A 24,674-nucleotide genomic window follows, 5' to 3' on the forward strand; every position below is an offset into this window, starting at 1 on the left:
CTATTTTACGCAAGATCTGCGATATTACGGGGAAAATTTTCTTATTCGCAAACAAAAAAACGCGCGACATAACGATGCCGCGCGTTTTGTAATATTTTAGCTCAATGCCCGATCAGGCTGCTTTCTTCGCTTGGCCCTTATATGGGTTGAAACGTTGATAGAAGCTTTCGCCATTATCGGCCATGTCAACAAGCAGCTTGGGTGCCTTGAACTGTTGGCCGTATTTGCGCTGCAACTCCTTGGCAAGTTTGACGAATTTCTTCGCGCCCATGCCATCGATATAGGAAAGCGTACCGCCGGTATAAGGCGCAAAGCCGAAGGCCAGAATAGAACCGACGTCCGCTTCACGCGGATCGGTGACAATGCTTTCTTCCATCACGCGTGCAGCTTCCAGAGCAATCGTCACGAGGAAGCGCTCTTTCAGCTCCTTCACGTCAATTTTATCCGGATTCTGCTGTGGATAGAGGTCTTTCAGACCGGCCCAGAGGTGCTTCTTGGCAGGCTTCGCCGGATATTCATAAAAGCCCTTGCCATTCTTGCGGCCCTTACGGTCAAACTCGTTAACGAGTTTGTCCACCAGTTCCACATGGCGCGGATCGACAGCCTTCTCGCCAAGATCAGCCAATGTTGCCTTGAGGATCTTCTGCGAAAGATCGATTGCCGTTTCATCGTTGAGCGCAAGCGGACCAACCGGCATACCGGCCATACGGGCGGCATTTTCGATCATTGCAGCAGGCACACCCTCAACAAGCATGTTGTAGGCTTCCGACATATAACGCAACACGCAACGATTGACGTAGAAACCGCGTGTGTCGTTGACGACAATCGGCGTCTTCTTGATTGCGCGGACATAATCGAGCGCTACAGCTAGAGCTTTCTCGGACGTCTTCTTGCCGAGGATCACTTCCACCAGCATCATCTTATCAACTGGCGAGAAGAAATGAATGCCGATGAAGTTCTTCGGACGCTTGGAGACTTTGGCAAGGCCAGTGATAGGCAAGGTCGAGGTGTTGGAAGCGAAAACCACAGAGGTCTTGAGAACTTCCTCGGCCTTCTCAGTTGCCACCCGCTTGACTTCACGGTCCTCGAACACGGCTTCGATCACCAGATCAGCGCCTTCGAGCAAAGCATAGTCAGGCGTTGCTGTGATGAGCGATAGAAGCTTTTCCTTGTCGGCTTCCGTAGCGCGGCCCTTCTGCATTTCCTTGGTAATTAGATCTGCGGCATGGGCTTTGCCCTTGTCGGCAGATTCCTGATCGCGGTCGATCAGCACAACCGGAATGCCAGCTTTTGCCGTCACATAGGCAATGCCAGCGCCCATAAAGCCAGCGCCGATCACGCCGATCTTCTTGAACCTGGTTGGCTTTTCATCGACGGGGCGACGTGCGCCTTTGTTCAACTCCTGCAACGACACGAAAAGCGAGCGGATCATCATGCCCGCTTCGGTCGTCTGGAGAATTTCGGTGAAATAGCGCTGCTCGATCTTCAGACCGGTGTCGAAAGGCACCAGAAGGCCTTCATAAACCGATTTCAGGATAGCGAGTGCTGCCGGATAATTGCCGGAGGTTTCGCGGCGCAGAATGGCGGTTGCCGCAGGCCAGAGATTTGCACCAGCGGCCGAATAAATCGCACCACCCGGCAGCTTAAAGCCTTTTTCATCCCATGGCTGAACTGGCTTGAGGCCACCCTTGATGAGCTTCTTGGCGGTTTCAACGAGCTTCTTGGCAGGTGCTACTTCGGTAACAAGACCCATCGCCTTGGCGCGCTGCGCCGTCAGGCTTGAGCCAGTCGTCATCATCTGCAAAGCGTCCTGCTGGTTGGCAAGGCGCGGAACGCGCTGCGTACCACCGGCCCCCGGAAACAAACCGACTTTTACTTCCGGCAAACCCATTTTCACGCCCGGCGCATCGGATGCAACACGCGCATGGCAAGCGAGCGACATTTCAAACGCGCCGCCCATGCAGGTACCGTTAATTGCGGAAACCCATGGCTTGCCAGAGGTTTCCAGCTTGCGGAACAACCCACCCATACGGCCAACATTATCAAACAGCGACTGAACAGCGGCCTGATGATCCTTGGCCTTCTGCTTCTGAAACTCTTTGAACATGCCTTCCAGCATGGTCAGGTCCGCACCACCGGAGAACGTTTCCTTGCCAGACGTAATAACAACGCCCTTGACCTTGTCGTCGCTCGTCGTCGTGTCGATGATGGCGCTCAATTCCTGCATCGCATCGACGGTGAAAACATTCATCGACTTTTCAGGCATGTCCCATGTGACGAGAGCAATGCCATCAGCGTCGGTTTCAACTTTGAAATTTACATAAGCCATTGTTTAAACCTCCTCAAAGCGCATCCCGAAAAGTGCAAAGCGGTTTTCGGATAAGATGCGCGCTAGGCTAAAAAATTAGAGCGTGATCTGATTTATCAGATCAAAAACGCTCTAAACGCGCTCGATGATCGTTGCTGTACCCATGCCCGCACCGATGCACAAAGTGACCAGTGCGATATTAAGGTCGCGGCGTTCCAGCTCATCCAGCACCGTGCCGAGGATCATCGCGCCAGTCGCACCGAGCGGATGGCCCAGTGCAATCGCGCCGCCATTGACGTTGATCTTGTCGTGCGGAATGTCAAAGGCCTGCATGTAACGCAGAACCACGGCAGCAAAGGCTTCGTTCAACTCAAACAGATCGATATCCGAGATTTTCATCTTGGCCTGCTTGAGAAGCTTTTCCGTCACATCGACCGGGCCAGTCAGCATGAGGGCTGGTTCAGAACCGATATTGGCAAACGCACGGATACGCGCACGCGGCTTGATATCAAAGGCTTTGCCAGCCTTCTTCGAGCCAACGAGAACGCCTGCTGCACCATCAACAATACCAGACGAGTTACCGGCATGGTGAACATGATTGATGGTTTCGACTTCTGGATGCGCCTGAATGCCAACAGCATTGAAGCCGCCCATTTCACCAGGCATCACGAAGGATGGGTTCAACTGGCCGAGCGCCTGCATATCAGTGCCTGGACGCATATGCTCGTCATGGTTGAGAATGGTTAGGCCGTTCTGATCCTTGATCGGAATGACCGAATTCTTGAAATAGCCCTTTTCCCACGACTTTGCGGCGCGCTTCTGGCTTTCAACGGCATAGGCATCAACGTCATCACGCGAGAAGCCGTATTTCGTGGCAATCAGATCGGCGGAAACGCCCTGCGGCATGAAATAGCCCGGAAAGCCGACCGATGGGTCCATGTACCAGGCTCCCCCCGACATACCCATGCCAACGCGTGACATGCTTTCAACGCCACCCGCGATCACCAAATCGTCGGAACCAAACGCCACTTTTGCAGCGGCGAGATTGACCGCATCCAGCCCCGACGCACAGAAGCGCGAAATCTGAATACCCGGCGCTTTGAAATCGTAACCGGCTTCAAAAGCTGATGAACGCGGAATGACAGCACCTGCTTCACCGACTGGATCAACACAGCCGAATATGATGTCGTCAACCTTGGCCGTATCGATGCCGTTACGGTCGCGCAAGGATTCCAGAACCTTCGCGCCCAGACGAACGGCAGGCACTTCATGTAGACTGCCGTCCTTCTTGCCACGTCCGCGCGGGGTGCGCACGTGATCGTAAATATAAGCCTCAGCCATTTTATCTCCTTCCCGCTAAGTTCGAAAACTTAGCCTAATCTCAAAATTAGCCCGGATTCTTAATCAGAATGCGTCGGCGTTGAGTGCCATCATGCTATCCGCACCCGATTGGATACGGGCAAGATGGGCGACACTTTCCGGCATGATCCGCTCGAAATAATAGCGCGCAGTAATCAGCTTGGCTTCAAGATAGTCCTTGTTGCCTTCACCCGATGCGAGCTTTTCTTCCGCAACTTTTGCCATGCGCGCCCACATGTAACCAAGCGCCACCAGACCAAAGAGATGCATGTAATCATTCGATGCAGCACCGGCATTATCCGGCTTTGCCATCGCGTTCTGCATCAGCCACATGGTCGCGGCCTGAAGGTCGTTGACACCCTTCTTCAAATGCTTGGTGAAGAAGGAGAGTTTTTCATTCTCGCGATTGACTTCACAGAATTCTCCCACTTCCTTGAAGAAAGCAGTGATCGCACGCCCACCATTCAGCGCCAGCTTACGACCAACCAGATCAAGCGCCTGAATGCCGTTGGCACCTTCATAGATCATGGCAATACGCGCATCGCGCACATACTGGCTCATGCCATGTTCTTCGATATAGCCGTGACCGCCGAACACCTGCTGTGCCATGACAGCATGTTCAAAACCCTTATCGGTCAGAACACCTTTCAGCACTGGTGTGAGCAGACCAACGAGATCGTCAGCCGCCTGACGTTCTGCTTCGTCACCCGCACGATGCGCAATATCGGAATTAAGTGCGGTCCAGAGGATCAGCGCACGCCCGGCTTCATTATAAGCGCGGATATTCATCAGGTTGCGGCGGATATCCGGATGCACGATGATCGGATCGGCCTTCTTGTCAGGAGCAGCGGCACCAGAAAGGGCTCGGCCCTGAATACGCTCACGCGCATAGATCGCGGCATTCTGGTAAGCGGTTTCGGCGATCGAAAGCCCCTGAAGCGCCACACCCAGACGCGCTTCATTCATCATGGTGAACATGGCGCGCAGGCCCTTATGCGCCTCACCAATCAGATAACCGGCCGCGTCATCATAATTCATGACGCAGGTGGAGTTGCCGTGAATGCCCATCTTTTCTTCGATGGAACCGCAGGAAACGCCATTGCGCTCGCCCGGATTGCCATCGGCATCCAGAATGAACTTAGGCACGATAAACAGCGAAATGCCCTTCACGCCTTCCGGTGCGCCGTCAATACGGGCAAGCACCAGATGGATGATGTTTTCCGACATGTCATGCTCACCAGCCGAGATGAAAATCTTCTGGCCGGAAATTTTATAGGAACCGTCTTTTTGCGGTATCGCCGTCGAACGCAGCAAACCCAGATCCGTGCCGCAATGCGGCTCGGTCAGGTTCATCGTGCCGGTCCATGTGCCTTCCACCATCTTTGGCAGATAGGTGTCCTTCTGCTCATCGGTGCCATGGGTGAGGATCGCGGCAATCGCGCCCTGCGTCAGGCCCGGATACATGGTGAGCGCCATATTGGCCGACGACATATATTCGCCGACCGCCGTATGCAGCAGATAAGGAAGCCCCTGCCCGCCATATTGCTCGGGCACGGCAAGACCAAGCCAGCCGCCCTCGCGATACTGGTCATAGGCTTGCTTGAAACCCTTCGGCGTCTTCACCGAACCATCGGATGCACGAACGCAACCTTCCTGGTCACCGGAATGATTGACCGGAAACAGCGTGCCTTCGGCAAGCTTTGCGCCTTCAGACAGGATTGCCTCGACGACATCAGGCGTCGCATCGGCAAAGCCCGGCAGATTGTTATAACGCTGGTAATTCAGAACGTCATTGAGAACGAAATTTGTATCCTCAACTGGCGCGCGATAGCTCGGCATCGAAATCCTCCAAATCAATAACCCGCTCAGTCCCGCATGAAGCGGAACAGGCTCCCACCTGTGTTTGGCATGTCTGTCACATCAAGTACTCGAATGCATGACAGCATGTCCTTGCTGACAAAAATGGGTTCTAAAACTCAAAAAACCAGCCATTTTTACCACTTTCGGATATCTACTTTCCCATTTTTTGAAAGGCAGAGTCCAAATCTAGGGCAAAACTAGCGCACTTTGACGTTTCCGTAAACGTCAAAAATTACACTTATTCGTGCACCGCTGTTTTTCAGGAAATGTAAATGCCGCCTTGGTTTGTCCTCCTGCAGCCTGGCATGGTCATTTCGCTGCGTTTGATTTGTCCATCCCGCGAATTCGTCCGATGAATGGAAAAGCAGTTATAACTGGGAACAATACCGTAAGCGGCAATACTGGCCGAAAAATCCTGAGCGATGGCGATAGCGACTCTGGGTTAGGCTCAGGACCCATTGATTTTAGAGTTATGAACTGATTCAGTTTCGCTTGAGCAGACTGATCGATGAGTAATCTTTACTGGCTGAGTGAAGGACAAATGGCACGCCTTCGTCTCTTTTTTCCCTAGAGCCATGGACGTCCACGCGTTGATGATAGGCGTGTCTTGAGTGGAATTATCTTCATTCTTCGCAATGGGTTACGGTGGTGTGATGCTCCTCGGGAATACGGGTCCTGTAAAACGCTCTATAATCGTTGGAACCGTTGGTGTCACAAGAGGATATTTGCTCAGATATTAGAAGGTCTGTCTTCCAAATCGTCGGTTGGAAAGACTGTCATGATGGATGCGACCTATTTGAAAGCTCACCGCACGGCTTCAAGCCTACGGTTAAAAAAGGGGGCGATGGACGACTGATCGGTCGGGCGAAGGGTGGCATGAATACCAAATTGCACGCCGTCACCGATGCACAGGGTCGCCCCATCAGGTTACACATCACGACAGGACAAATCAGCGACTATACCGGAGCTGCAGCCTTAATCGCGACGCTACCAGAGGTCGACTGGCTTCTTGCTGACAGAGGCTATGATGCTGACTGGTTCAGAAAACAGTTAAAAGACAAAGAGATAAAGCCGCATCCCGGGGCGCAAAACCGCAAGAAGGATATCAAGTATGACAAACGTCGATACAAGCGGCGCAATCGTATCGAAATCATGTTTGGCAGACTGAAAGACTGGCGAAGAATTGCCGCCCGTTATGATCGCTGCCCGATCGTGTTCCGCGCAGCAATAGATCTCGCAGCAGCCGTTATATTCTGGCTCGGCAGGGAATGAGTCCTGAGCCTAAGGTGAAAGCTGTTCGTCCGTTCACGCTTTCAGATACGGAAGCGGCTTGCGCTTCTAATTTTGAAGATGGATGGCTGGCATGGGAACTCATCAGTGTGCGCCCAATCCAAACAACCGACCGTATTCTCGCGGCGCGTGGTATCTACAATGTTGATTGGCAGTCACCAGACAATTTTTAACAATCGTTACGCGGCGGGTTCCCACAGGGATAAACTCTCAGCCAAACCGACAGTGAAGGAGCGACTACGAAGCGCCATTGGGCAACGGTTTTCCAGTGGCACAGGAAATCGTCAATCCAACCTTTTCATTGGGCATCAATAGCTCTTTGTTCGGCTCCAATAGCCAGGTTCTCGCTATTCGGCAGCAACTGCCACCAGACTCCATCAGGATGACGGTCTAATATCCATTTGCTTATATGGAGTAGCAAACGGTCGGTATTGAGGATGAATTAAGCGGCAACATGTGTTTGACGCCTAAGCAGGGTCGATCATGCTGACCACTCTGGCAACAATTTCGTCAGTGGTGGAGGCGTCCAACGTGTCGATATGCTTGGCAGTCTTTTGCTTCATCCGCTCCAAGATGTCGAGTGCTCTCACCTGATTGCAGAGAGCCACACCAGTCGTTTTGTGTCCTGAGATATTAACGGCAAGACCGACTTTGCGGGTGAATGCGCCGCCCGTTGTAATGGGAACCGTAAGGCACATGCCGACCATATTGATTTCATGAGGCGTGATTACGACACAGCGATGAGCATCCCTCATTTCATTGCCTACAACAGGATTAAGGTCGACGAGAAAGACGTCACCACGCTTTGGAATGTTACTCCGAACCATCAGAACACTTCGTTACCGACGGGCGCACTAACATTCCAGGATGCGGCTTCTTTATTGAGCGCTACTAATTCATTGGCTCCTTCTAGCATCTCAGCCATCGTGTATCTTTTCTTCCCCTGTTTCGGGGTCGCCACAAGAGACCCATTATTGACAACCAAGGTCAACTCTGCGCCGACTTCGACGCCAAGCATCTTCAAAAGCGCGGGAGGAATGCTAAATACGGTCGCACCACCCTGACGGCGAATCTTTGCAGTGTTGCTCATCCAATTAACTCCAGTTTGTGCTACTTTAATAGCACATTTTTCGAGCAAGGCAAGGTGTTTTCGAAAGATATATGAACATTTAAACTCTAGGATTCGATTGAACAGTTACGCGCCGTCTCTAAGAACATAATCTGTTGCAAGCTTGGAATTTTACCGGGGCCATCCAGCCTTCCCAGCGATAATCCGATCCAAAACAGCGATAAAATACTGTCAATATCCTCGGATTCTCCAGCAGCAATATGATTCCGCCCTTTGATTGAAGACAAAATATCGGCCCTCATTCAACAGGTATGTTCTGAGCGCTCTTAAAATGATGTAGCTTCTGGAGCGTTCGGTAGCGTCTGCAATGATATCAATACCCGACAATACAACTTCAGGAACTCGAAGAGTGACTGATCCGGTAACGGTTTGGGACATTGGCGGGCTCCCTGTCATTGCCTAAGACAATATAAGACAAAAAAGCAAGCGCCATCGAACAGAGAACCATTTAGTTGGTGGCAGTTGCTGCCGAATAGCGCAGTTTTCCCACCCCTGAAAATCCAATCAGCAATACGAACAGCCGCATAAGTGCGTGTTTCAGTAATTCCCGGACAGTTGTTTCAGGTTCTTGCGCACATTTGGTGCAGTTAGCGGCGCGCCAATCTTTGTGTCGTCATCGTGCTTTGGTTATTGGGCGAGTACCATCTGTCGCAGCAGATCTTGTTTGGCCCGCCCATACATACGCCTTTGATGAGCTTGAGTTTATTGATTTGTCCCTCCACCGGGCCAGTGCTCCAGATTTCTTCAAATGCTGCTCGAATTGAATCTCCGTCGCGCTGAAGTCCAGAGGCGAATGAAGCCAACAGGCTTCCTTTTGCCTGTTCGAGCCACGTATCAAATCCGACCGGGTCGCGATTGCGCATCAGATCGGCGATTTTTTTGGAAAGCTGCGCTGCAGCAACGAAAGCTGGGTTATTTTTGGGCTCTGACGCAGATTTGCTGAAGTAGAAGCCCTATGATGTCCCAATCAGCCGTGCTTGCAGAAGGTCGAGTTTTGCGCGCCCGTACATCTGGCGTTTGCTCAGTTTCAGGCGGGTAATTTGGCCTTCTGTTTGCCCGTTCGACCAAGGAGAGACAATAGCGTTTCGGACTGCATCGAGGTCCTTCTCAACGCCGCCTACAAAGGACCCAATCAGACTGTCCCTGGCGGTTTCTAGCCAGCCATCAAGTTTCGCCGCTGACTTTGAACGGATCATAGATTGAAAGTCCCCAATGGCCTTGCGGGCAGCAACCAGCTCCGGAACGTTCACTTCGATTGCCGCAACAAGGATAGCCTCGGATTTTGCCAGGTCATCGCGTGCGGCGGTCATAAGTCGAGCAATAACCCGCGACGATGGCGTGCGCGCAAGTCCGCTCTGGCCTGCCTTCTCAGCCAAACGTCGACGTTGTGCCCATTGCGAGACCACACCACTCTGCCCTGGGAAGCCTTTTGCTTTCATCTCGCGCCACAGCGCCAAGGCGTTTCGCGCCCCTTCTTCCCAACGGTTGTTAAGCCATGGCAGCCAGTTATCCAGCGAACTCGGCTTCGTTCGGAATACATCGAGGCGTTGACCACGCAGGACATCGCGAACCAGTTTTCGACTATGACCGGTTTGCCGGACAATCTGCCGAATTGATATTCCCTTTTTGGCCAATCCTTGTATCGCCTCCTTGGTCTCCTGGCGGCGCAGATATCCTTCATACTGTAGCCTTTCCGCGTAAGTTAGAAGCTTGGGATCAACGAGGTTGCTGCCGACCGCTTGCCTGATTTGGCGCATCGACTTGCCAACCGCATCCAGAAACGCCCGGCTCGAGTTTTCCATAAGGTGCCATCGATCGGCGATCTGTTCAGCGTCAGGTAAAGCTTTCGCGATGGCCTCACCATAGCCACCGCCCCGATCGCGGGCGACAATCGATATTGACTGGTGTCCGGCAAGCCATGCTCGAGACGTATCCAACGCACGATCCGGCAGAAGGGTGACTGGCCGCCGACGCTTCAGATCGCAAATGATCGTTCCATATGTCTGGCCGCGTCGGAAGGCAAAATCGTCGATGCCGATGACCGTTAGCTCATCGTTCTGATCAGCCGTGCGGCGGCGAACCACCCGTAGCAACGTGTCGTTGCTTACCGGTACCATCAGGCGCTCGGCAAAGGCCGCCCCAGGCCTGCCGCCAAGCGCGAGACCGAGGTGGTGGACAATTGTTTCCAGACGTTGGGTTCGCCGACCATAGCGTGCCAGAACACCGTCATCGAACTGTTCGCAGAAGATGCGCCGCCCACATAAAACGGCATCACACCAGAACCGACGCGCCACGATCGTCAGCTCCACTCGCCGACCACAAAGGGGCAAATCCGCTGGCCTTCTCTGATATCGGCTTTGAACGCGGCGGCTCGACCGCCCACAATTGGGGTAAAGCCCTGAGGGAGAACGTGATCGTAACAGGATTTGCACGCTCTCGCCGGCGACCTGCACTGAATCTACCAAAAAACCGTCCGGCGCGAGACCCGTGCGTTGAAATCGATGTTGCATTGCTGATCCCTCCAGTGAACCAGCCAGAGTCTGCATACCAACAACAGCAAATATGAGTCAGAGCCGAGAATTGACCCGCCTTTTAATTAATGTTCGGGTTTTTATTCACGGTCAAGTTTCGTGTATTCCTTTGCTCGTTTTGGTTCCTGAGCGGAACTGTTTTTGAACCTGAAGCTGTCATTTCCAGTTTCTAGGATGTGGCAGTGATGGGTGAGCCTGTCGAGCAATGCAGTCGTCATTTTGGCGTCGCCAAACACGCTTGCCCATTCACTGAAGCTAAGATTGGTTGTGATTATGACGCTCGTGCGCTCGTAAAGTTTGCTGAGCAGATGGAATAAAAGAGCGCCACCTGATGCACTGAATGGCAGATATCCGAGCTCATCAAGGATCAGCAGATCAAGGCGGACCAGGGTCTCAGCAATCTGGCCTGCCTTGCCTTTGGCCTTCTCCTGCTCAAGTGCGTTGACCAATTCGATGGTTGAGAAGAAGCGGACCTTTCGACGGTGATGTTCGATAGCCTGGACGCCAAGGGCCGTCGCCACGTGGGTTTTGCCTGTGCCCGGTCCGCCGACGAGCACAATATTCTGCGCTCCGTCAATGAACTCGCATCTGTGCAACTGGCGCACCGTCGCTTCGTTGATCTCGCTGGCGGCAAAGTCGTATCCAGAGATGTCCTTGTAGGCAGGGAAGCGTGCAGCCTTCATATGATAGGCGATGGCGCGGACCTCGCGCTCGGCCATCTCGGCTTTCAACAACTGGGACAGGATCGGCACGGCTGCGTCAAAAGCTGGAGCACCTTGCTCGATCAAGTCTGTGACGGCTTGCGCCATGCCATACATCTTCAGGCTACGGAGCATGATGACGACGGCGGCGCTGGCAGGATCATGACGCATGGCGACCTCCCGCGATCCGGACGCGCAAGCCATCGTAGCGTTCTACATTGGCCTTGGGTTCACGCAGCAAGGTCAATGCCTGTGGCGTATCGACGTCGGGAGCGTCGTTCGTCTTGCCGTCGATCAGACGGTGCAGAAGATTCAGCACATGCGTTTTGGTTGCCACGCCTTGATCCAAAGCCAGTTCTACAGCCCTCACGACAACCTGTTCGTCGTGATGAAGGACGAGGGCAAGGATATCGGCCATCTCACGATCACCACCGGGCGGCGAAGCATCTGGTCCTGTAGTTCGAAAGGCAAACGGCAATTCCAGGAAGGGAGCACCATTGCGCAGGGCACCGGGCTTGCGCTGGATGACCGTCAGGTAATGTCGCCAATCATAGATTGTCCGGGGTAGCCTGTGGCTGCGCTCGATGACCCGCGCGTGTTCACACAGAATTTTTCCCTCGGCCGCAACGACCAGGCGCTCGGGATATATCCGCAGGCTGACGGGTCGGTTTGCAAATGATGCAGGCACGCTGTAGCGGTTCGGCTCGAAGGTAACCCCGAAGGCTACATCGTTTTATTCCCGAGATGCATTTTTCTAGCAACTCAATTCCAGCTGGTTGATCTGCCATCCTTCCCCAAAAAGAATTTCATAAGTTCACAGCCTTGCGGGCTTATTTTTTTGCCCCGATTATTTTTGGTCAAAGCTTAGCGACCATCTATCGTTTTTAGCTACCCTTTTTTATAGTGGATTGTTATATTTCAATGACTTATGTGTTTTTCCGGGACATTTCTTACGGGCGCAATCAGGATCACTTTGCTTAAAGCCCGACAATCAGCGGGCTACGGTTTCAACTTTCGAGCTGAATTCAATAACGATTAAACAAGCGGCGACTGCATAATAAGTGCTGTGCCAAATTGAAAAATGCTGGAGAAGCGCGCGTGAAAACAGATCACCAGCTGTGGTGAAATTATAAAAACCAAATTCGGCGCTGAAGACAAGAAAGCCCGCTTCGCTGGGAGGAGGAGTGCGAAGCGGGCTGATCTGGAAAGCGCGACTGGGAGGAGGAGTGCCGCGCTTCGAGTTCAGTTTCTGGGAGGAGGAGTGAAACTGAACATCCCAAAAATAGGCAGCAACCATGATGATTACAAGATGCAAATATGCATAGCTGATATGCGAGCCCAAGAACTTGGCTACGACACGCATCTTAAATGCGCAGCTTGAAAAGTGCTAAACAGCTTTCGAAGCGACCTGAAATGGAAAACCGCCCGGCAGCGACTGAGCGCGCGCAGGCGGTTTAATCCTCCCAAGAGGCGGCTTGATAACAGTATTGTTTGAATAAAGCAAATCAAATGAGCAAGTATATAATCATACTAATTCTGTATGATTATAGCTAAACTTGCAAGCAACTGAAGAGATAGCAGCCTCATCAAATACAAAGGCCCGCATCGCGCATTTGGGCGGGGGGCTTGGGGTGCGCGATACGGGTGCCTTCCTGCAAACAGGGTGCACCCCATAAATAAATACGATCGTGAAAAACAAAAATGACAGTTTGTTGCAGTTGCAAATGGTTAGTGCAGCAACCACTAACAAAAGTCGCTCCGCAGCGAGGGCTGCTGGAGCGACTGCGAACCGATGCCCCTACCCAGAAGTCGGAACGCAAATCCAGCGTAACATCAGCAACATGCTACTGAAAGTTACAGATAATTTAGAAAGTTTGCACTAACAGAAAGGCTGTAATTTATAGACCATCGGCAGCATCTAAGCCGTTTTCTTTACCCGATATGCCATCCCAAGCGATCTTGGTGCAGTTTCCTGAAAGCCGAATTTTTCATAAAGCTTGTTAGCTGGCACATCGGCGATCAGGCTCACATAGGCTGAATCAGGAAGCTCCGCATTCACATGTTGCATAATGGCGTCCATAATCGCCTTACCAAGACCTCGCCCCTGATGTTGTGGATCGACTGCAATATCTACCACCTGAAAAAAGCAGCCTCCGTCTCCAATCAACCGCCCCATTCCAATCGCTTTATCCTCGTGCACAATCACAACGGCAAAAGCAGTGCCTTTAAGTCCTTGTATTGCCGCCTCTTTCGAAAACGGGCTTAATCCGGCCACCGCGCGAAGATGCAAATACTCCTCAACAGACGGCGTACGCGCGAAAGTCGAATAGGCGGGCGGATTCATTCGGCATTCCTCTTTGTTTCGTCACGATGACTAAACGTCTCGAAAACTGGTTTAACACTTCAAGTACAACCAGAAAAGAATTGTCATAACCAGTTGATTGCTCGTCCCGCTTGATATCTAAGTATTTCTAATATCAAGCTCTTCGGATCATCGCTGTGACTACTGAACAAACCCCTTCCAATGTCGTATTCTCCCGCACTGCGGTCACAAGTACTGCAATGATATTCGGCCTGACATATAGTCTTAGTGCCGCGCTCATTGCACTCGACCTCGATGAAATGGGGTTCAGCGAAGCCATTATCGGTGCCAACGCCGCAATGCATGCGGTCGGCGTACTTTGCATGGCCTTTTTGCTTCCGCGCCTTAGTGCATTGCTCGGCATGCGCTTGTTGGTTATCGTAGCCCTCGCCGCTGCGGCCCTGCTTCTCGGCCTATTTCCCGCAATACCACTGATTTGGCTTTGGTTCCCACTGCGCATATTGCTGGGAGCAGCATCAGAAACATTATTCGTCGTTTCAGAAACCTGGCTCAATTCGCTGAGTACGGACGAAAATCGCTCCAAGACGATGGGCATTTACACAGCTGCCCTGTCACTAGGGTTTGCGCTTGGGCCTTTAATCCTTTCATTGGTGGGATCAAGTGGGTTCCTGCCCTATCTGATCGGCTCTGCACTTGCGATTGTAGCGGCTCTGTTGATTGCCAGTCCAAAAGTCAGCGCGCCGCCGATTACCGACAAACCACATGGAAGCCCGCTGCATTATTTGGCACTTGCGCCCGTCGCACTCGCAGCAACAGTGTTGAATGCTGCCATTGAATCGGCTGGCCTATCGTTTCTGCCGCTCTATGCCGTCGATCTCGGCTGGAACGAAAATCAGGCAACGCAGCTCATGTCCGTCATGATGTTCGGTGCAATCGTCCTCCAAATTCCTATTGGTTTTCTGGGTGATCGAATGAGCCGTCAGAGCCTGCTCATCATTCTCGCAGCCCTTTCAGCCGCAGGCGCAGCCGTCTGGCCATGGGCTCTTACTATGCCATGGCTCACCTATACGCTGCTGTTTGTGTGGGGTGGTGCTTTCGTTGGTATTTATACCATAATGTTGAGTGTCGTGGGGAGCCAGTTCAAAGGCGCGCAACTTGTCGGCATTTATGCCAGTATGGGCCTCATGTGGGGTGTCGGCGCATTGATCGGACCACTCTTTGCCGGCATCGCTCAGCAATATTTGACCCACGGCCTGCCGGTATTCGTTACGATTGCCTGCCTGGTCTTCTTAGCCCTTGCCCTAACTTTGCGTCCACGTGTAATGCTCGCAACCGAATAATACCAGCTTTTCCAAAACTTAACACCAAAACGGCCTCCCCAAAGGAGGCCGTTTTTATGCAATCAGCAATAGATTTTAACGACTTATTTACCACGATTGTAAGAATATAGCCTCAGCAATCATGGCTTCGACTCGTTCGTGAATTCGGCTTTCGGCTAGCTTCTATTTTTGGAAAAGTGAATTTCACATGGCAAATACTCATAAGGCATCCGGTTCACGCTCTATCATAGATGAACTCAACGCCCTGCGTGAGCGCCATACGCCTGCGGCACCGAAGTCGAGCGCTATGAACGAGCTGCACAACACATTGGCAGAATTGGAAAAGCGCTTAGGTCACCTTGGCAGTGCGGCACCTCGTCCCCGCGCTATTGAGCCACAGCAAACCGATAGGCGTATTGAAGGGCTCGCAGAAATTGCTGAGCATCTGCACCGTCTGAGCGATGAGCAGAATAAGGCCGAACAGCATAACACGCGACCAGCCCCGGCTTTTGCACCACGTTTTGCGGAACAGCGCCAAGCGCCGGACACCTCGTTTTCTGACGACGGCGTATTGCGCCAGATTGATAGCCGTCTGGATGAAATCAGCCGTGCCGTAATCGCAGCCAACCGCCATCAGAACTCAGATCACGAAGAAGCACCTCGTCTGCAACGCATCGAACGTCGCCTTAATGAACTAACGCAGCAACTCGACAGCTCTGTTGCTGAACAAAATGCCGACACGCTCTTTCGCCGCCTCGGTGAACTTTCACAGCGCATTGATGCCTTAAGCGAAGGATCGCGTTTGCCTGAACAGGCAATCGATCAGCTGGCACTGCAAATCAATCTCCTTGCCCATCAGGTTGGCAAGGTTATGGAAAACCTGAGCCAGTCCGATTACCACAACGTCAATGCTCGTTTGGAAGCAATTGACCAAAAGCTCGCTTCTGCGGAAAAATGGTCTCTTGAGCCAAATCCAGTACTTCTGGAAAAGGTCGATAATCGGTTCAAGGAACTGACCAAGCGCCTCGATGCGCAATATGCAAGCCATTACGCCGAAGGTGGCATGCTCCATACGCTTGAAGGTCGTCTGGACGATATTTCGCAACATATATCGCTTAGCTTGTTGCAAACGCCTCAGGCGGAAGAAATCGCGCTTGCAGAAAGCGAAGCTATTCGCGGCCTCGAAAGCCAGATCGCAAATCTCGCGCGTCAACTGGCCAAGCCTTCAGCCGAATTTGCAGAAATCAAGCCACGCCTTGATGCAATCGAGCGTTCGATTTCAGACAATCGCGAAACGGTTCTGGATGCAGCTCGCGAAGCCGCTGAAACTGCTGTTGCCCATGTATTGAAGCATGGCTCGCAACATGACACTGCGATTGCACTACAGCTCGCCAACGATATGAAATCGCTTGAGGCGCTTGCCCGTAATGCTGATGAGCGGAACGGCAAGACATTTGAGGCTGTCCACGAGACACTCGTTAAAGTCGTTGATCGACTTGCAAGCCTCGAACAGCAGATCGATGCGCAACCACATCACCCGCAGATAAACTCACAAGCCAAGCCGGTCGCAAACCCTTACTCTGCCGCACCGCAAGCGTTTTCGAACCTTGCTCCTAAGACCTTGGCAAATCAGGCCGCCGAGAACCATCCGAAGCCGGTTGTCGATGCGCAGAACGCAGATGAGAAACTCTCAAAGCTGACACCGAAGACGCGGCTGGAACCAGAACTGAGTGCGTCTCTGGATTCAGTTCAGCCCGACAATGACAGCGTGCTTGACCTCAACACGATCATGAAGCGGGTGCGCGAAGAACGCAGTCAGCAAGAAGGTACGAAGGCTGAAGCAGCTAGCAAAGCCGACCTGATCAGCGTAGCACGTCGTACTGCTCAGCAGGCAGCAGAGGAATCTACCAGGCTCGAACAGCAATCTGAAAAAGCTTCGCAGAAGAAGAAGGGATCGATCAGCGATCTTTTCAATCGTCAGCGCAAACCTATTCTGCTGGCGATTGGTGCTGTGATGCTAGCAATTGCTGGCTTGCAGGCAGGTTCGGCTTTCCTCGAAGCCAATCAACAGGCAGAGCTTTCCGCAAAGACAGAAGCCCCCGCAATCGACAAAGAAACGACTGCTTCCATCGCTCCCGCAGATGAAGCTTTGCCTGCACCTAAAGCGCAGCCAATGCCAGAAGTGGTTGTGCCTGAGACAGAGATTGCCAAGCCGCAACAGGAAAGCAATCTGAATGCACCAATGCCAGCTCCCGCACCTCTAGAGCCGGCAAGTGCCGATACGACACCGGCTGAAGAACCGGAAGTTACTGTAACCGAAGTACCTGTTGAAGCTGGCCCCGCAGCATTGCGTGAAGCAGCAATGACCGGTGACTCTCGTGCGCTGTTTGAAATCGGCAATCGCTATATGGAAGGCCGTGGCGTTAAGGAAGACCTGGCCGAAGCTGCAAAGTGGTATGAACAGTCGGCCCAAAATGGCTTTGCGCCAGCGCTCTATCGCATGGGCAATTTCAATGAGAAGGGGCTCGGCATGCCCCGTGACCTTACCAAAGCGGTCGACTGGTATCAGCAGGCAGCCAAGCAGGGTAATGCCAGCGCTATGCATAATCTCGCTGTGCTTTTTGCATCAGGCGCCAATGGTACACCCGACAATGCATCTGCCGTGCGCTGGTTTACCGAAGCCGCAGAACTCGGCGTCAAGGATAGCCAGTATAATCTCGGCATTCTAGCCGCCAAGGGTCTTGGAATGCAGGTTAATCTCGAAGAGAGCTATAAATGGTTTGCGCTTGCGGCCAAAGCTGGCGACAAGGATGCAGCCGACAAGCGCGACCAGATCGGCGAAGCAATGAAGCCCCAGCAGCTTGAACGTGCAAAGGGCAGCGTTGAACTCTGGAAGGCTAAGCCGCTTAATCAGGAAGCCAATTCAGTCGATATGCCCGAGGGCTGGTCCGATGAGAAGCCTGTTACAACTGCCTCGGTCGATATGAAGAAAGCCGTTCGAAACATCCAGCTCATCCTCCAGAAGAATGGCTATGATGTAGGGACAGCAGACGGGCTGATGGGCAATAAGACCCGCAACGCCATCGCTGAAATTCAGAAGGCCCATGGGCAAGAGCCAACTGGCGAGGTCAATCAGCAGCTCGTGCAACTCCTGCTCGAGAAGAACAAGTAAACGTCAGATCAAGGTCTGATGCTGTCTTGATCGGCGATAATCGACGCGGGATCGCAGTATAATTTTGCGGTCTCGTTGTCTTTGGTGTCGTTAGTGAATTTATCCGTCGATGAATAAACGCGCACTTCGGCATCTCTGATGCCGTTCGCTTCACGCTTGTCTTCAGTCACAACAAACGCATAGACATAGTCGCCGCGCGCATAGCCCATTGCCATCGTCATATCGGTTGGGTGATCGATATTCGTGTCTTTTGTCGAAAACCAAGTGGAATTGGTTTCGAAATAGAGTTCCGACGGCTTGGTTCCGATCACATAATTATAATAGGCTTCTTTTTTATCCGGATGGGCCTTTGGGTCGGCGATGCGACAGAACTCTGCGCGCGCGTTACGCTCAGGAATATTGCACGCAAATTGCGTCTGCCAAGGCGGAATACAATTCGCCATCGCTGGTAACGGGATAAATGCCGTAAGAGCCAGAATACCGTATTTCATCATGGCACATCCCTCCCGCCTCGCTGAACCTTTGCGAATTGCAAAGATTTTCCACAGTGTCAACGTCGCCAACCGCTGCAAAACGGTCCATCGACGGATTTACTTTCTGCCAGAAGTAACAGCTTGAATCCAATTGCCGCCACTCATTATTTAATCATTAGAACAAGGGGGACATGTGATGCTTTTGCATGTAAATAACGAGATGGAAAATGGCATAATTGCTAAAATACCCCTTGCACTGGACAAGGATGTCAAAGGCTTCCAGGGGGATGCGATTGTTTTCCAGATATCGTCATTGGACGGCCGTTTCATTCCGGCTGAAGAAATCCACCCATATAAGTCGCTGTTCAAAGTTCTTTCCGGAAATTCAGAACTAAAAACATCTATATGGCACTTTCGTTCAATCTCAATTTCTCAACGCCGGACGGCAAAAAAACCTCGATGGCGCGCTCCGTTCCGACAGAAGACTGGGCTGTCACGAATGGGCATTATTATTCTGATGCAGCGACCTCGTTCGGCATCACATCCGGGAGTAAGTTTGCAGGAGCCTACAGTGCAAGCATCACCAATCCATATCTTTATGTGATAAACAACGGCAGCCTCATCGATAATAAAATATCGGACCCAATTGCAATCAAAGCGCAATTCTATCCGTCTTCGACGCATTCAATTATTACCCGAAAGAACACATCAATATTGTACTGAGCAACCGGCAAGACTCATACGAATAATCAGCACATCCCGAAAAGGGAAAACGGCCTTCCGGACAAGGTACGCATTCCAAGTCGCGCCGTCAGAATATGACGTTTTTATGGAGCACGGAGAGGCATAATGTTGTTCACAAACAACAATGTGCCATTTTCTTTTCTCATTATCGTTCAAAGTAACTCTATTCTCAATCGGGGTTTGACTTCCCCTGTTTGAGAGAGCAAGACCTTTAGAACGCATCCTTAAACGTGCAAAAACGATTTCACGACTAAGATGCGCGTTAAAACAAGCGATTAGAGCGTCGATCAATTCAGTGAGATCGAAATCTGCTCTGGGGCTTTAAGACAGACCTTGCGGCATGGCGCGACCGCAACGGGCTGCGTGTTGTGCGTTGTAAAAACCGGGTTCGGAATTGGGTATTTACCTTCCCATTGCGGAATTATCGGTCAACATGCTGGTTTTGCTCGGCATGGGCGCTGCCGTTGGTTTTCTTTCGGGATTGTTCGGTGTTGGCGGTGGATTTCTGATCACACCTTTGCTGATCTTTTATAACATTCCACCGGCAATTGCCGTGGCGACAGGCGCCAATCAGGTCATTGCTTCATCGGTGTCTGGAGCACTTGCGCATTTCAAGCGGCGAACGCTCGACATCAAGCTCGGCCTTTTTCTGGTCGCGGGGGGTATAGTCGGGTCACTACTCGGCATTTTCGTGTTCTCGTGGTTGCGAGACTTAGGACAGCTCGATCTGATCGTTTCGATCCTTTACGTCTTCTTCCTCGGCACGGTTGGCGGACTGATGCTGGTTGAAAGCGTGCGTGCGCTTCGCCGTGTAAAAAAAGGACAGGCAGGCGCAATCCGCCGTCCGGGTCAGCACACGTGGATACATAAGCTGCCGTTCAAGATGCGGTTTCGTGCATCAACCATTTATGTCAGCATCATTCCTGTACTCGGCATCGGCTTTTTTATCGGCCTTTTGTCATCGGTGATGGGTGTCGGCGGCGGCTTCATCATGGTGCCTGCGCTGATCTATCTGCTGCATGTCCCCACCAATGTTGTGGTTGGTACATCGCTGTTTCAGATCACCTTTGTCACAGCATTCACCACCGTGATGCAGGCGACAACCAACCAGTCCATCGACATTGTGTTGGCGTTTCTCCTGATGCTCGGCGGCGTGATTGGTGCGCAATATGGCGCGCGCGCCGGCCAGAAACTGCGCGGCGAACAGCTGCGCCTATTGCTGGCCTTGTTGGTTCTCGCTGTAGGCCTGCGTCTTGCATTCGGCCTTTTTGTGCGGCCAGATAATCTATTCTCGATCACCATTGCGGATATGTGACATGAGGAAACTCAGCCTCATATCCACTTTGCTACTCGGCTTTGCAGCAACGCCAGTATCAGCGCAGATCAACTCCATCGGTGATGGCAATGGTGTGCCGCAACTTCAAAACCCGGCTGAAGAAACCATCGAGATTGGCCTTTCAACCGAAACGATCGCCATTACCTCTAATTTTGGTGGTACGGATCTCACGATCTTTGGTGCGCTTGATAATGCCGATCCGATGATCCAACGGCAGGGACGCTACGACATTATCGTCGTTCTGCAAGGACCAGCGCGCGATCTGGTCGTGCGCAAAAAACAACGCTATCTGGGTGTCTGGGTAAATGCAGATTCTGAAACCTTCCTTGGTGTCCCGCTTTCCTACTCCTTGGCTTCGACACGCAACTTGCAGGATATCGCGGATGACAAGATCTACCGCCAGCTTTCGGTTGGTGTCCGCAATTTTTATCTGAGGCCGGAAGACCCTGCGAGCCTGTCGGGCAACATTCCGAAGTTCGGCGATGAATTGCGTGAGATGAAACTGCGGCAAGGGCTTTATAGCCAACGCGTTGGCGGTGTGGAATTTATTTCGCGCACATTGTTCCGCGCAACGCTGAACCTGTCAGTAAACGTACCAGTCGGACGCCATCGCGCTCGCGCGCTTTTGTTTCGTAATGGTGTTTTCCTGCGCGAAGCCAATGCCAGCCTTGAAATCGTGAAGGCCGGCGTCGAACAAAGCATCTATGATGCCGCGCACAAATACAGCTTCTATTATGGTTTGTTCGCGGTGTTTCTGGCTGTTTTCACCGGCTGGGTTGGTCGTATTTTGTTCAAGAAAGATTAGCCACCCACCAGCGTGCCGTGTGCAATCGGGTAAATCTTGCCCTGCCCCAGCATATAGGCGCGTAAGCTTGCATCGACAAACAACCCGCGAAACGCTCGGTCGAGCACGTTGAGCGCGCCCGTATATGCACCGAATGCAGGCATAATAAGCCGCTCGCCATCGCTTGCAAAACACGGACGCCGCACCGAGCGCCCGCGCCGAACAATCCGTGCTGCGGGATGAAGATGACCAGCCACCTCGCCTTGCGCCTGTGTCCGCGATGGCTCATGCCGGAAAGTAAGCGGCCCAACAGCAAGTTCTTCAACGCAATCACCAGGCAGGTCCGCTGGGCGCTCAGGATCATGATTGCCAGTGATCCAGAACCACTCGCGATGTTCCATCAGTGATTTGAGCCGCATAGCATAAAGCGATGGCAGTCGTTCACTGGCCTTCGCATCGTGAAAGCTGTCGCCGAGGCTGATAACCGTGCGGGGTTGATAGCGCGCTATGACTGCTGCCAGCATGTCGAGTGTTGCTGCTGTATCATAAGGCGGAATGAGCTGTCCGCGTCGGGCAAAGGATGAGCCTTTTTCGAGGTGCAGATCAGAGACCACCAGCATGTGCAGGTCAGGCAGAAAGAGCGCACCGCAGGGATCATAAATGGTCGCGACCCCGCGCACTTCCGCATGCGCCAGACTGTAAGCTTCGCCATTTCCCCAGACTGCTGTGCTCATCCTATTGCTTCTCTGATCAAGTCATCCGCCGCTTCTTCAAGCAGCAACTCATCGCCCTCACCTGCAACACGTTCCCGTCCGATTTCAAGCATGACGGGCAGCGCCAGCGGCGAAATACGATCAAGCGGCTTGTGCAGGAGATGCCCCTTCACTCGCGCCAGCATGTCACCAAGACGCTTGATATCCAGAAGCCCGGTCGCAGCATCGGCGCGCGTTGCCTGTAGCAAAATATGGTCCGGTTCGTGGGTTCTCAACACATCATAGATCAGGTCGGTCGAGACCGTCACCTGACGGCCTGTTTTCTCCTGTCCCGGATGTCGTCGTTCGATAAGCCCCGAAATCACGGCGCAACTACGAAATGTTCGCTTGAGAAGATAGCTTTCATCAAGCCATGCTTCGAGATCATCGCCCAGCATATCTTCATCGAACAGACGCGTAAGATTAAGCTTACCCGCGCCAATCATAGTACCCATGTCTTTGAGGCCCCACAGCCCCAGCGAATAATCGGTAGCAACAAAACCTAAAGGATGGGCGCCCATGCGCTCCAGACGACGCGTCAGCAACATGCCGAGCGTCTGATGTGCGAGCCGTCCCTCGAAAGGATAGGCCACCATGTAAAAGCGCCCGCCTTTTGGAAAAGTCTCAATCAGCAACTCATCTGTGCGTGGCAGAACGGATTTGAATTGTTGCATTTCTAGCCATTCCCGTACCTGCTCCGGCAGGAACTGCCAGCGCGAACGATCCGCCAGCATCGCGCGTACCTGCGAGGCGAGGTAGGTGGAAAGCGGGAATTTTCCGCCGGCATAAACTGGGATTTTGGCATCCTGTCCTGCGGCATTAGAAGCCATGCATTCATTCTCACGAATGCCCTCAAATCGCAGCACCTTGCCTGCAAACAGAAATGTGTCGCCCGGTGTCAGCGTTTCGAGAAAATATTCCTCAATCCGCCCCAGAACGCGACCGCCTCTTCCAACAGCACGGGCATTGGCACCCTTGCCACCACGTGTGAGGCGCACATTCAGTTCCGGTGCTTCAACAATCGTGCCAATGTTCAGACGATATTGCTGCGCAATGCGCGGATTGGAAACCCTCCATGTATCATCAACAGTCTTGCGGATTTTGGCGAAGCGCTCGTAGGTTTTGAGCGCATAACCTCCAGTGGCCACAAAATCGAGAATACGATCAAAAATTTCTCGCGAAAGGTTCGAATATGGGGCCGCGCTCTGAATCTCTCTATAAAGCTGATCGGCGTTGAACGGCTCGGCGCAGGCCATGCCCAACACATGTTGCGCCAACACATCAAGCGCACCATCGATCAGCGGCGGCGTATCCTGCGCGCCAAGATAGTTGGCGTCGAGCGCTGCACGGCATTCCATCACTTCGAAACGATTGGCAGGCACCAGAATGGCGCGACTTGGCTCATCCATACGGTGGTTGGCGCGACCGATACGCTGCGCAAGGCGGCTTGCCCCCTTTGGCGCACCAACATGAATGACCAGATCGACATCGCCCCAGTCGATACCAAGATCAAGCGTCGAGGTGGCAACCACAGCTCGTAAGGTGTTGGCTGCCATGGCCTGTTCCACTTTGCGGCGCTGGCTGGCATCGAGAGATCCATGATGAAGCGCAATCGGCAACGTATCCTCGTTGACGCGCCAGAGTTCCTGAAACAGCATTTCAGCCTGACTGCGCGTATTGACGAAGAGCAATGTCGTTCGGTGTGCGCGAACGGCCTCGTAGATATCCGGAATGGCATAGCGCGAAGAATGCCCCGCCCAGGGGACACGCTCTTCGGAATCAAGAATGGTGATTTCAGGCTTGGCACCGCCATGCACAGTCACAACACCGGATTTTGGCTCTGTTCCATCTTGCTCCACCAACCAGCGGCGCAATTCGTCCGGCTGGGCCACCGTTGCCGAAAGACCAATGGTCTGCAGCTGCGGTTGCAGACGGCGCAGGCGCGCAAGGCCCAGCGCCAGCAAATGACCGCGCTTGGAAATGACTAGTGAATGCAGCTCATCGAGCACCACATAGCGCAGACCTTTGAAAAACTGCTCGGCCCCTTTGGATGCGATCAAGAGTGCAAGCTGTTCCGGCGTGGTGAGTAAAATGTCAGGCGGTGCCAGCTTCTGTCGCTGGCGCTTATGTGTAGGCGTGTCGCCTGTCCGCGTCTCGATGGTGATGTCGAGACCCATTTCCTCAACCGGCACTGTCAAATTGCGATGAATATCGACAGCAAGTGCCTTGAGCGGCGAAATATAAAGCGTGTGAACACCACGCTTCGCCATACCCGGCTTTTTGCGGCCACTCCGTTCCAGATCAACCAATGCAGGCAGAAAACCAGCCAGCGTTTTACCTGCGCCAGTGGGGGCGATCAGCAACGTGGATTGCCCTTGTTCTGCACGCGAAAGCAGCTCCAACTGATGGGCGCGCGGCGACCAGCCCTTCTCCGCAAACCATTTCACAAAACGGTCTGGCAGATGGAAAGCTGCAGTCTCAGAAGTCGGGGTCAGGTTCAGCGTCACTTCCCCAATCTAATGCTCGCAACGCTTTCCGCCAAGATGTTTGTTCACTTTTGTTCTCATTTTGTCAGCAGTCCGGTTTCCACCCT

At 52.7% G+C, this 24,674-nt stretch carries 20 protein-coding genes and 2 pseudogenes; 7 read left to right on the plus strand and 15 right to left on the minus strand.

What is annotated here, in order from left to right; translation table 11 throughout:
- Positions 1 to 112 precede the first annotated feature (112 nt).
- The 3 genes from CES85_RS03075 to CES85_RS03085 form a co-directional block, all read right to left on the minus strand.
- Entirely contained in the window at positions 113 to 2,329 is a 2,217-nt protein-coding gene (locus CES85_RS03075; RefSeq protein WP_095444589.1) for an FAD-dependent oxidoreductase, read from the minus strand.
- A 111-nt stretch (positions 2,330 to 2,440) separates the two neighbouring features.
- Positions 2,441 to 3,649 (minus strand): acetyl-CoA C-acetyltransferase, encoded by a 1,209-nt coding sequence (locus tag CES85_RS03080; protein WP_095444590.1) that lies wholly within the window; start codon positions 3,647 to 3,649, stop codon positions 2,441 to 2,443.
- Positions 3,650 to 3,712: 63 nt separating this feature from the next.
- Positions 3,713 to 5,506 carry an acyl-CoA dehydrogenase C-terminal domain-containing protein gene (locus CES85_RS03085; RefSeq protein WP_095444591.1) on the minus strand — a complete coding sequence of 598 codons (1,794 nt, stop codon included), beginning with the start codon at positions 5,504 to 5,506 and terminating at the stop codon, positions 3,713 to 3,715.
- Positions 5,507 to 6,035: 529 nt separating this feature from the next.
- Between CES85_RS03085 and CES85_RS03090 the strand changes: the two are divergent.
- Positions 6,036 to 6,799, plus strand: a pseudogene (locus CES85_RS03090) (IS5 family transposase).
- Entirely contained in the window at positions 6,796 to 6,990 is a 195-nt protein-coding gene (locus tag CES85_RS03095) for a hypothetical protein (RefSeq protein ID WP_095444592.1), read from the plus strand. Before CES85_RS03090 ends, CES85_RS03095 begins: the two are co-directional and overlap by 4 nt.
- A gap of 294 nt (positions 6,991 to 7,284) precedes the next feature.
- Here CES85_RS03095 and mazF read toward each other — a convergent pair whose 3' ends face one another.
- The 9 genes and pseudogenes from mazF to CES85_RS03140 all read right to left on the minus strand — a co-directional run bounded on the left by mazF (position 7,285) and on the right by CES85_RS03140 (position 13,522).
- Positions 7,285 to 7,644 (minus strand): type II toxin-antitoxin system toxin MazF, encoded by a 360-nt coding sequence (mazF, locus tag CES85_RS03100; RefSeq protein ID WP_095444593.1) that lies wholly within the window; start codon positions 7,642 to 7,644, stop codon positions 7,285 to 7,287.
- Positions 7,644 to 7,907 (minus strand): AbrB/MazE/SpoVT family DNA-binding domain-containing protein, encoded by a 264-nt coding sequence (locus CES85_RS03105; protein WP_095444594.1) that lies wholly within the window; start codon positions 7,905 to 7,907, stop codon positions 7,644 to 7,646. Before CES85_RS03105 ends, mazF begins: the two co-directional genes overlap by 1 nt.
- A gap of 210 nt (positions 7,908 to 8,117) precedes the next feature.
- A complete protein-coding gene (locus tag CES85_RS28215) occupies positions 8,118 to 8,342 on the minus strand; it encodes a CopG family ribbon-helix-helix protein (RefSeq protein WP_095444595.1) in 225 nt (74 codons plus the stop codon).
- Positions 8,343 to 8,533: 191 nt separating this feature from the next.
- Positions 8,534 to 8,809, minus strand: coding sequence for a transposase (locus CES85_RS03115; protein WP_095444596.1), 276 nt, complete (start codon positions 8,807 to 8,809; stop codon positions 8,534 to 8,536).
- Between the two features lie 90 nt (positions 8,810 to 8,899).
- Positions 8,900 to 10,456, minus strand: coding sequence for an ISL3 family transposase (locus tag CES85_RS03120; RefSeq protein WP_095444597.1), 1,557 nt, complete (start codon positions 10,454 to 10,456; stop codon positions 8,900 to 8,902).
- A 101-nt stretch (positions 10,457 to 10,557) separates the two neighbouring features.
- The gene (gene istB, locus CES85_RS03125) at positions 10,558 to 11,349 is read right to left on the minus strand and encodes an IS21-like element helper ATPase IstB (protein ID WP_095444598.1); all 792 of its coding nucleotides are present in this window, start codon (positions 11,347 to 11,349) and stop codon (positions 10,558 to 10,560) included.
- Positions 11,339 to 11,893, minus strand: a pseudogene (locus CES85_RS03130) (Mu transposase domain-containing protein); the annotation flags it as partial. The pseudogene CES85_RS03130 and the gene istB, both read right to left, overlap by 11 nt.
- A 276-nt stretch (positions 11,894 to 12,169) precedes the next feature.
- The gene (locus CES85_RS03135) at positions 12,170 to 12,541 is read right to left on the minus strand and encodes a hypothetical protein (RefSeq protein ID WP_095444599.1); all 372 of its coding nucleotides are present in this window, start codon (positions 12,539 to 12,541) and stop codon (positions 12,170 to 12,172) included.
- 555 nt (positions 12,542 to 13,096) lie between these two features.
- Complete coding sequence (locus CES85_RS03140) at positions 13,097 to 13,522, minus strand: GNAT family N-acetyltransferase (protein WP_095444600.1); 426 nt, start codon at positions 13,520 to 13,522, stop codon at positions 13,097 to 13,099.
- Positions 13,523 to 13,677: 155 nt separating this feature from the next.
- Here CES85_RS03140 and CES85_RS03145 point away from each other — a divergent pair, with 155 nt between their 5' ends.
- Both CES85_RS03145 and CES85_RS03150 read left to right on the plus strand, forming a co-directional pair.
- Positions 13,678 to 14,841 (plus strand): MFS transporter, encoded by a 1,164-nt coding sequence (locus CES85_RS03145; RefSeq protein WP_167388240.1) that lies wholly within the window; start codon positions 13,678 to 13,680, stop codon positions 14,839 to 14,841.
- 187 nt (positions 14,842 to 15,028) lie between these two features.
- Positions 15,029 to 17,992: a peptidoglycan-binding protein gene (locus tag CES85_RS03150; protein WP_095444602.1), complete on the plus strand. Its 2,964-nt coding sequence runs from the start codon at positions 15,029 to 15,031 to the stop codon at positions 17,990 to 17,992.
- A gap of 8 nt (positions 17,993 to 18,000) precedes the next feature.
- On the opposite strand, the gene CES85_RS03155 is transcribed toward CES85_RS03150, so the two are convergent.
- Entirely contained in the window at positions 18,001 to 18,486 is a 486-nt protein-coding gene (locus tag CES85_RS03155) for a hypothetical protein (protein ID WP_095444603.1), read from the minus strand.
- 175 nt (positions 18,487 to 18,661) lie between these two features.
- Between CES85_RS03155 and CES85_RS03160 the strand changes: the two genes are divergently transcribed.
- The 3 genes from CES85_RS03160 (at position 18,662) to CES85_RS03170 (ending at position 21,350) form a co-directional block, all read left to right on the plus strand.
- A complete protein-coding gene (locus tag CES85_RS03160) occupies positions 18,662 to 19,069 on the plus strand; it encodes a hypothetical protein (RefSeq protein WP_244923206.1) in 408 nt (135 codons plus the stop codon).
- A 573-nt stretch (positions 19,070 to 19,642) separates the two neighbouring features.
- Positions 19,643 to 20,524, plus strand: coding sequence for a sulfite exporter TauE/SafE family protein (locus CES85_RS03165; RefSeq protein WP_024896833.1), 882 nt, complete (start codon positions 19,643 to 19,645; stop codon positions 20,522 to 20,524).
- 1 nt (position 20,525) lies between these two features.
- Positions 20,526 to 21,350: a TIGR02186 family protein gene (locus tag CES85_RS03170; protein WP_095444604.1), complete on the plus strand. Its 825-nt coding sequence runs from the start codon at positions 20,526 to 20,528 to the stop codon at positions 21,348 to 21,350.
- Here CES85_RS03170 and pdeM read toward each other — a convergent pair.
- On the minus strand, positions 21,347 to 22,063 hold the full coding sequence (gene pdeM / locus CES85_RS03175) for a ligase-associated DNA damage response endonuclease PdeM (protein WP_095444605.1): 717 nt from the start codon (positions 22,061 to 22,063) through the stop codon (positions 21,347 to 21,349). The genes CES85_RS03170 and pdeM overlap by 4 nt on opposite strands.
- On the minus strand, positions 22,060 to 24,588 hold the full coding sequence (locus tag CES85_RS03180) for a ligase-associated DNA damage response DEXH box helicase (protein WP_095444606.1): 2,529 nt from the start codon (positions 24,586 to 24,588) through the stop codon (positions 22,060 to 22,062). Before CES85_RS03180 ends, pdeM begins: the two co-directional genes overlap by 4 nt.
- Between the last annotated feature and the right edge of the window lie 86 nt (positions 24,589 to 24,674).

Origin of the sequence: Ochrobactrum quorumnocens, from assembly GCF_002278035.1 — a bacterium.
Taxonomy (GTDB): Bacteria; Pseudomonadota; Alphaproteobacteria; order Rhizobiales; family Rhizobiaceae; genus Brucella; species Brucella quorumnocens.

What these genes read in the sequence shown, in the direction of transcription:
- CES85_RS03075 (WP_095444589.1), bottom strand. Translation starts at nt 2,329, where the DNA reads ATGGCTTATGTAAATTTCAAAGTTGAAACCGACGCTGATGGCATTGCT.
- CES85_RS03080 (WP_095444590.1), bottom strand. Translation starts at nt 3,649, where the DNA reads ATGGCTGAGGCTTATATTTACGATCACGTGCGCACCCCGCGCGGACGT.
- CES85_RS03085 (WP_095444591.1), bottom strand. Translation starts at nt 5,506, where the DNA reads ATGCCGAGCTATCGCGCGCCAGTTGAGGATACAAATTTCGTTCTCAAT.
- CES85_RS03095 (WP_095444592.1), top strand. Translation starts at nt 6,796, where the DNA reads ATGAGTCCTGAGCCTAAGGTGAAAGCTGTTCGTCCGTTCACGCTTTCA.
- mazF (WP_095444593.1), bottom strand. Translation starts at nt 7,644, where the DNA reads ATGGTTCGGAGTAACATTCCAAAGCGTGGTGACGTCTTTCTCGTCGAC.
- CES85_RS03105 (WP_095444594.1), bottom strand. Translation starts at nt 7,907, where the DNA reads ATGAGCAACACTGCAAAGATTCGCCGTCAGGGTGGTGCGACCGTATTT.
- CES85_RS28215 (WP_095444595.1), bottom strand. Translation starts at nt 8,342, where the DNA reads ATGACAGGGAGCCCGCCAATGTCCCAAACCGTTACCGGATCAGTCACT.
- CES85_RS03115 (WP_095444596.1), bottom strand. Translation starts at nt 8,809, where the DNA reads ATGCGCAATCGCGACCCGGTCGGATTTGATACGTGGCTCGAACAGGCA.
- CES85_RS03120 (WP_095444597.1), bottom strand. Translation starts at nt 10,456, where the DNA reads ATGCAACATCGATTTCAACGCACGGGTCTCGCGCCGGACGGTTTTTTG.
- istB (WP_095444598.1), bottom strand. Translation starts at nt 11,349, where the DNA reads ATGCGTCATGATCCTGCCAGCGCCGCCGTCGTCATCATGCTCCGTAGC.
- CES85_RS03135 (WP_095444599.1), bottom strand. Translation starts at nt 12,541, where the DNA reads ATGCGTGTCGTAGCCAAGTTCTTGGGCTCGCATATCAGCTATGCATAT.
- CES85_RS03140 (WP_095444600.1), bottom strand. Translation starts at nt 13,522, where the DNA reads ATGAATCCGCCCGCCTATTCGACTTTCGCGCGTACGCCGTCTGTTGAG.
- CES85_RS03150 (WP_095444602.1), top strand. Translation starts at nt 15,029, where the DNA reads ATGGCAAATACTCATAAGGCATCCGGTTCACGCTCTATCATAGATGAA.
- CES85_RS03155 (WP_095444603.1), bottom strand. Translation starts at nt 18,486, where the DNA reads ATGATGAAATACGGTATTCTGGCTCTTACGGCATTTATCCCGTTACCA.
- CES85_RS03160 (WP_244923206.1), top strand. Translation starts at nt 18,662, where the DNA reads ATGCTTTTGCATGTAAATAACGAGATGGAAAATGGCATAATTGCTAAA.
- CES85_RS03165 (WP_024896833.1), top strand. Translation starts at nt 19,643, where the DNA reads ATGCTGGTTTTGCTCGGCATGGGCGCTGCCGTTGGTTTTCTTTCGGGA.
- CES85_RS03170 (WP_095444604.1), top strand. Translation starts at nt 20,526, where the DNA reads ATGAGGAAACTCAGCCTCATATCCACTTTGCTACTCGGCTTTGCAGCA.
- pdeM (WP_095444605.1), bottom strand. Translation starts at nt 22,063, where the DNA reads ATGAGCACAGCAGTCTGGGGAAATGGCGAAGCTTACAGTCTGGCGCAT.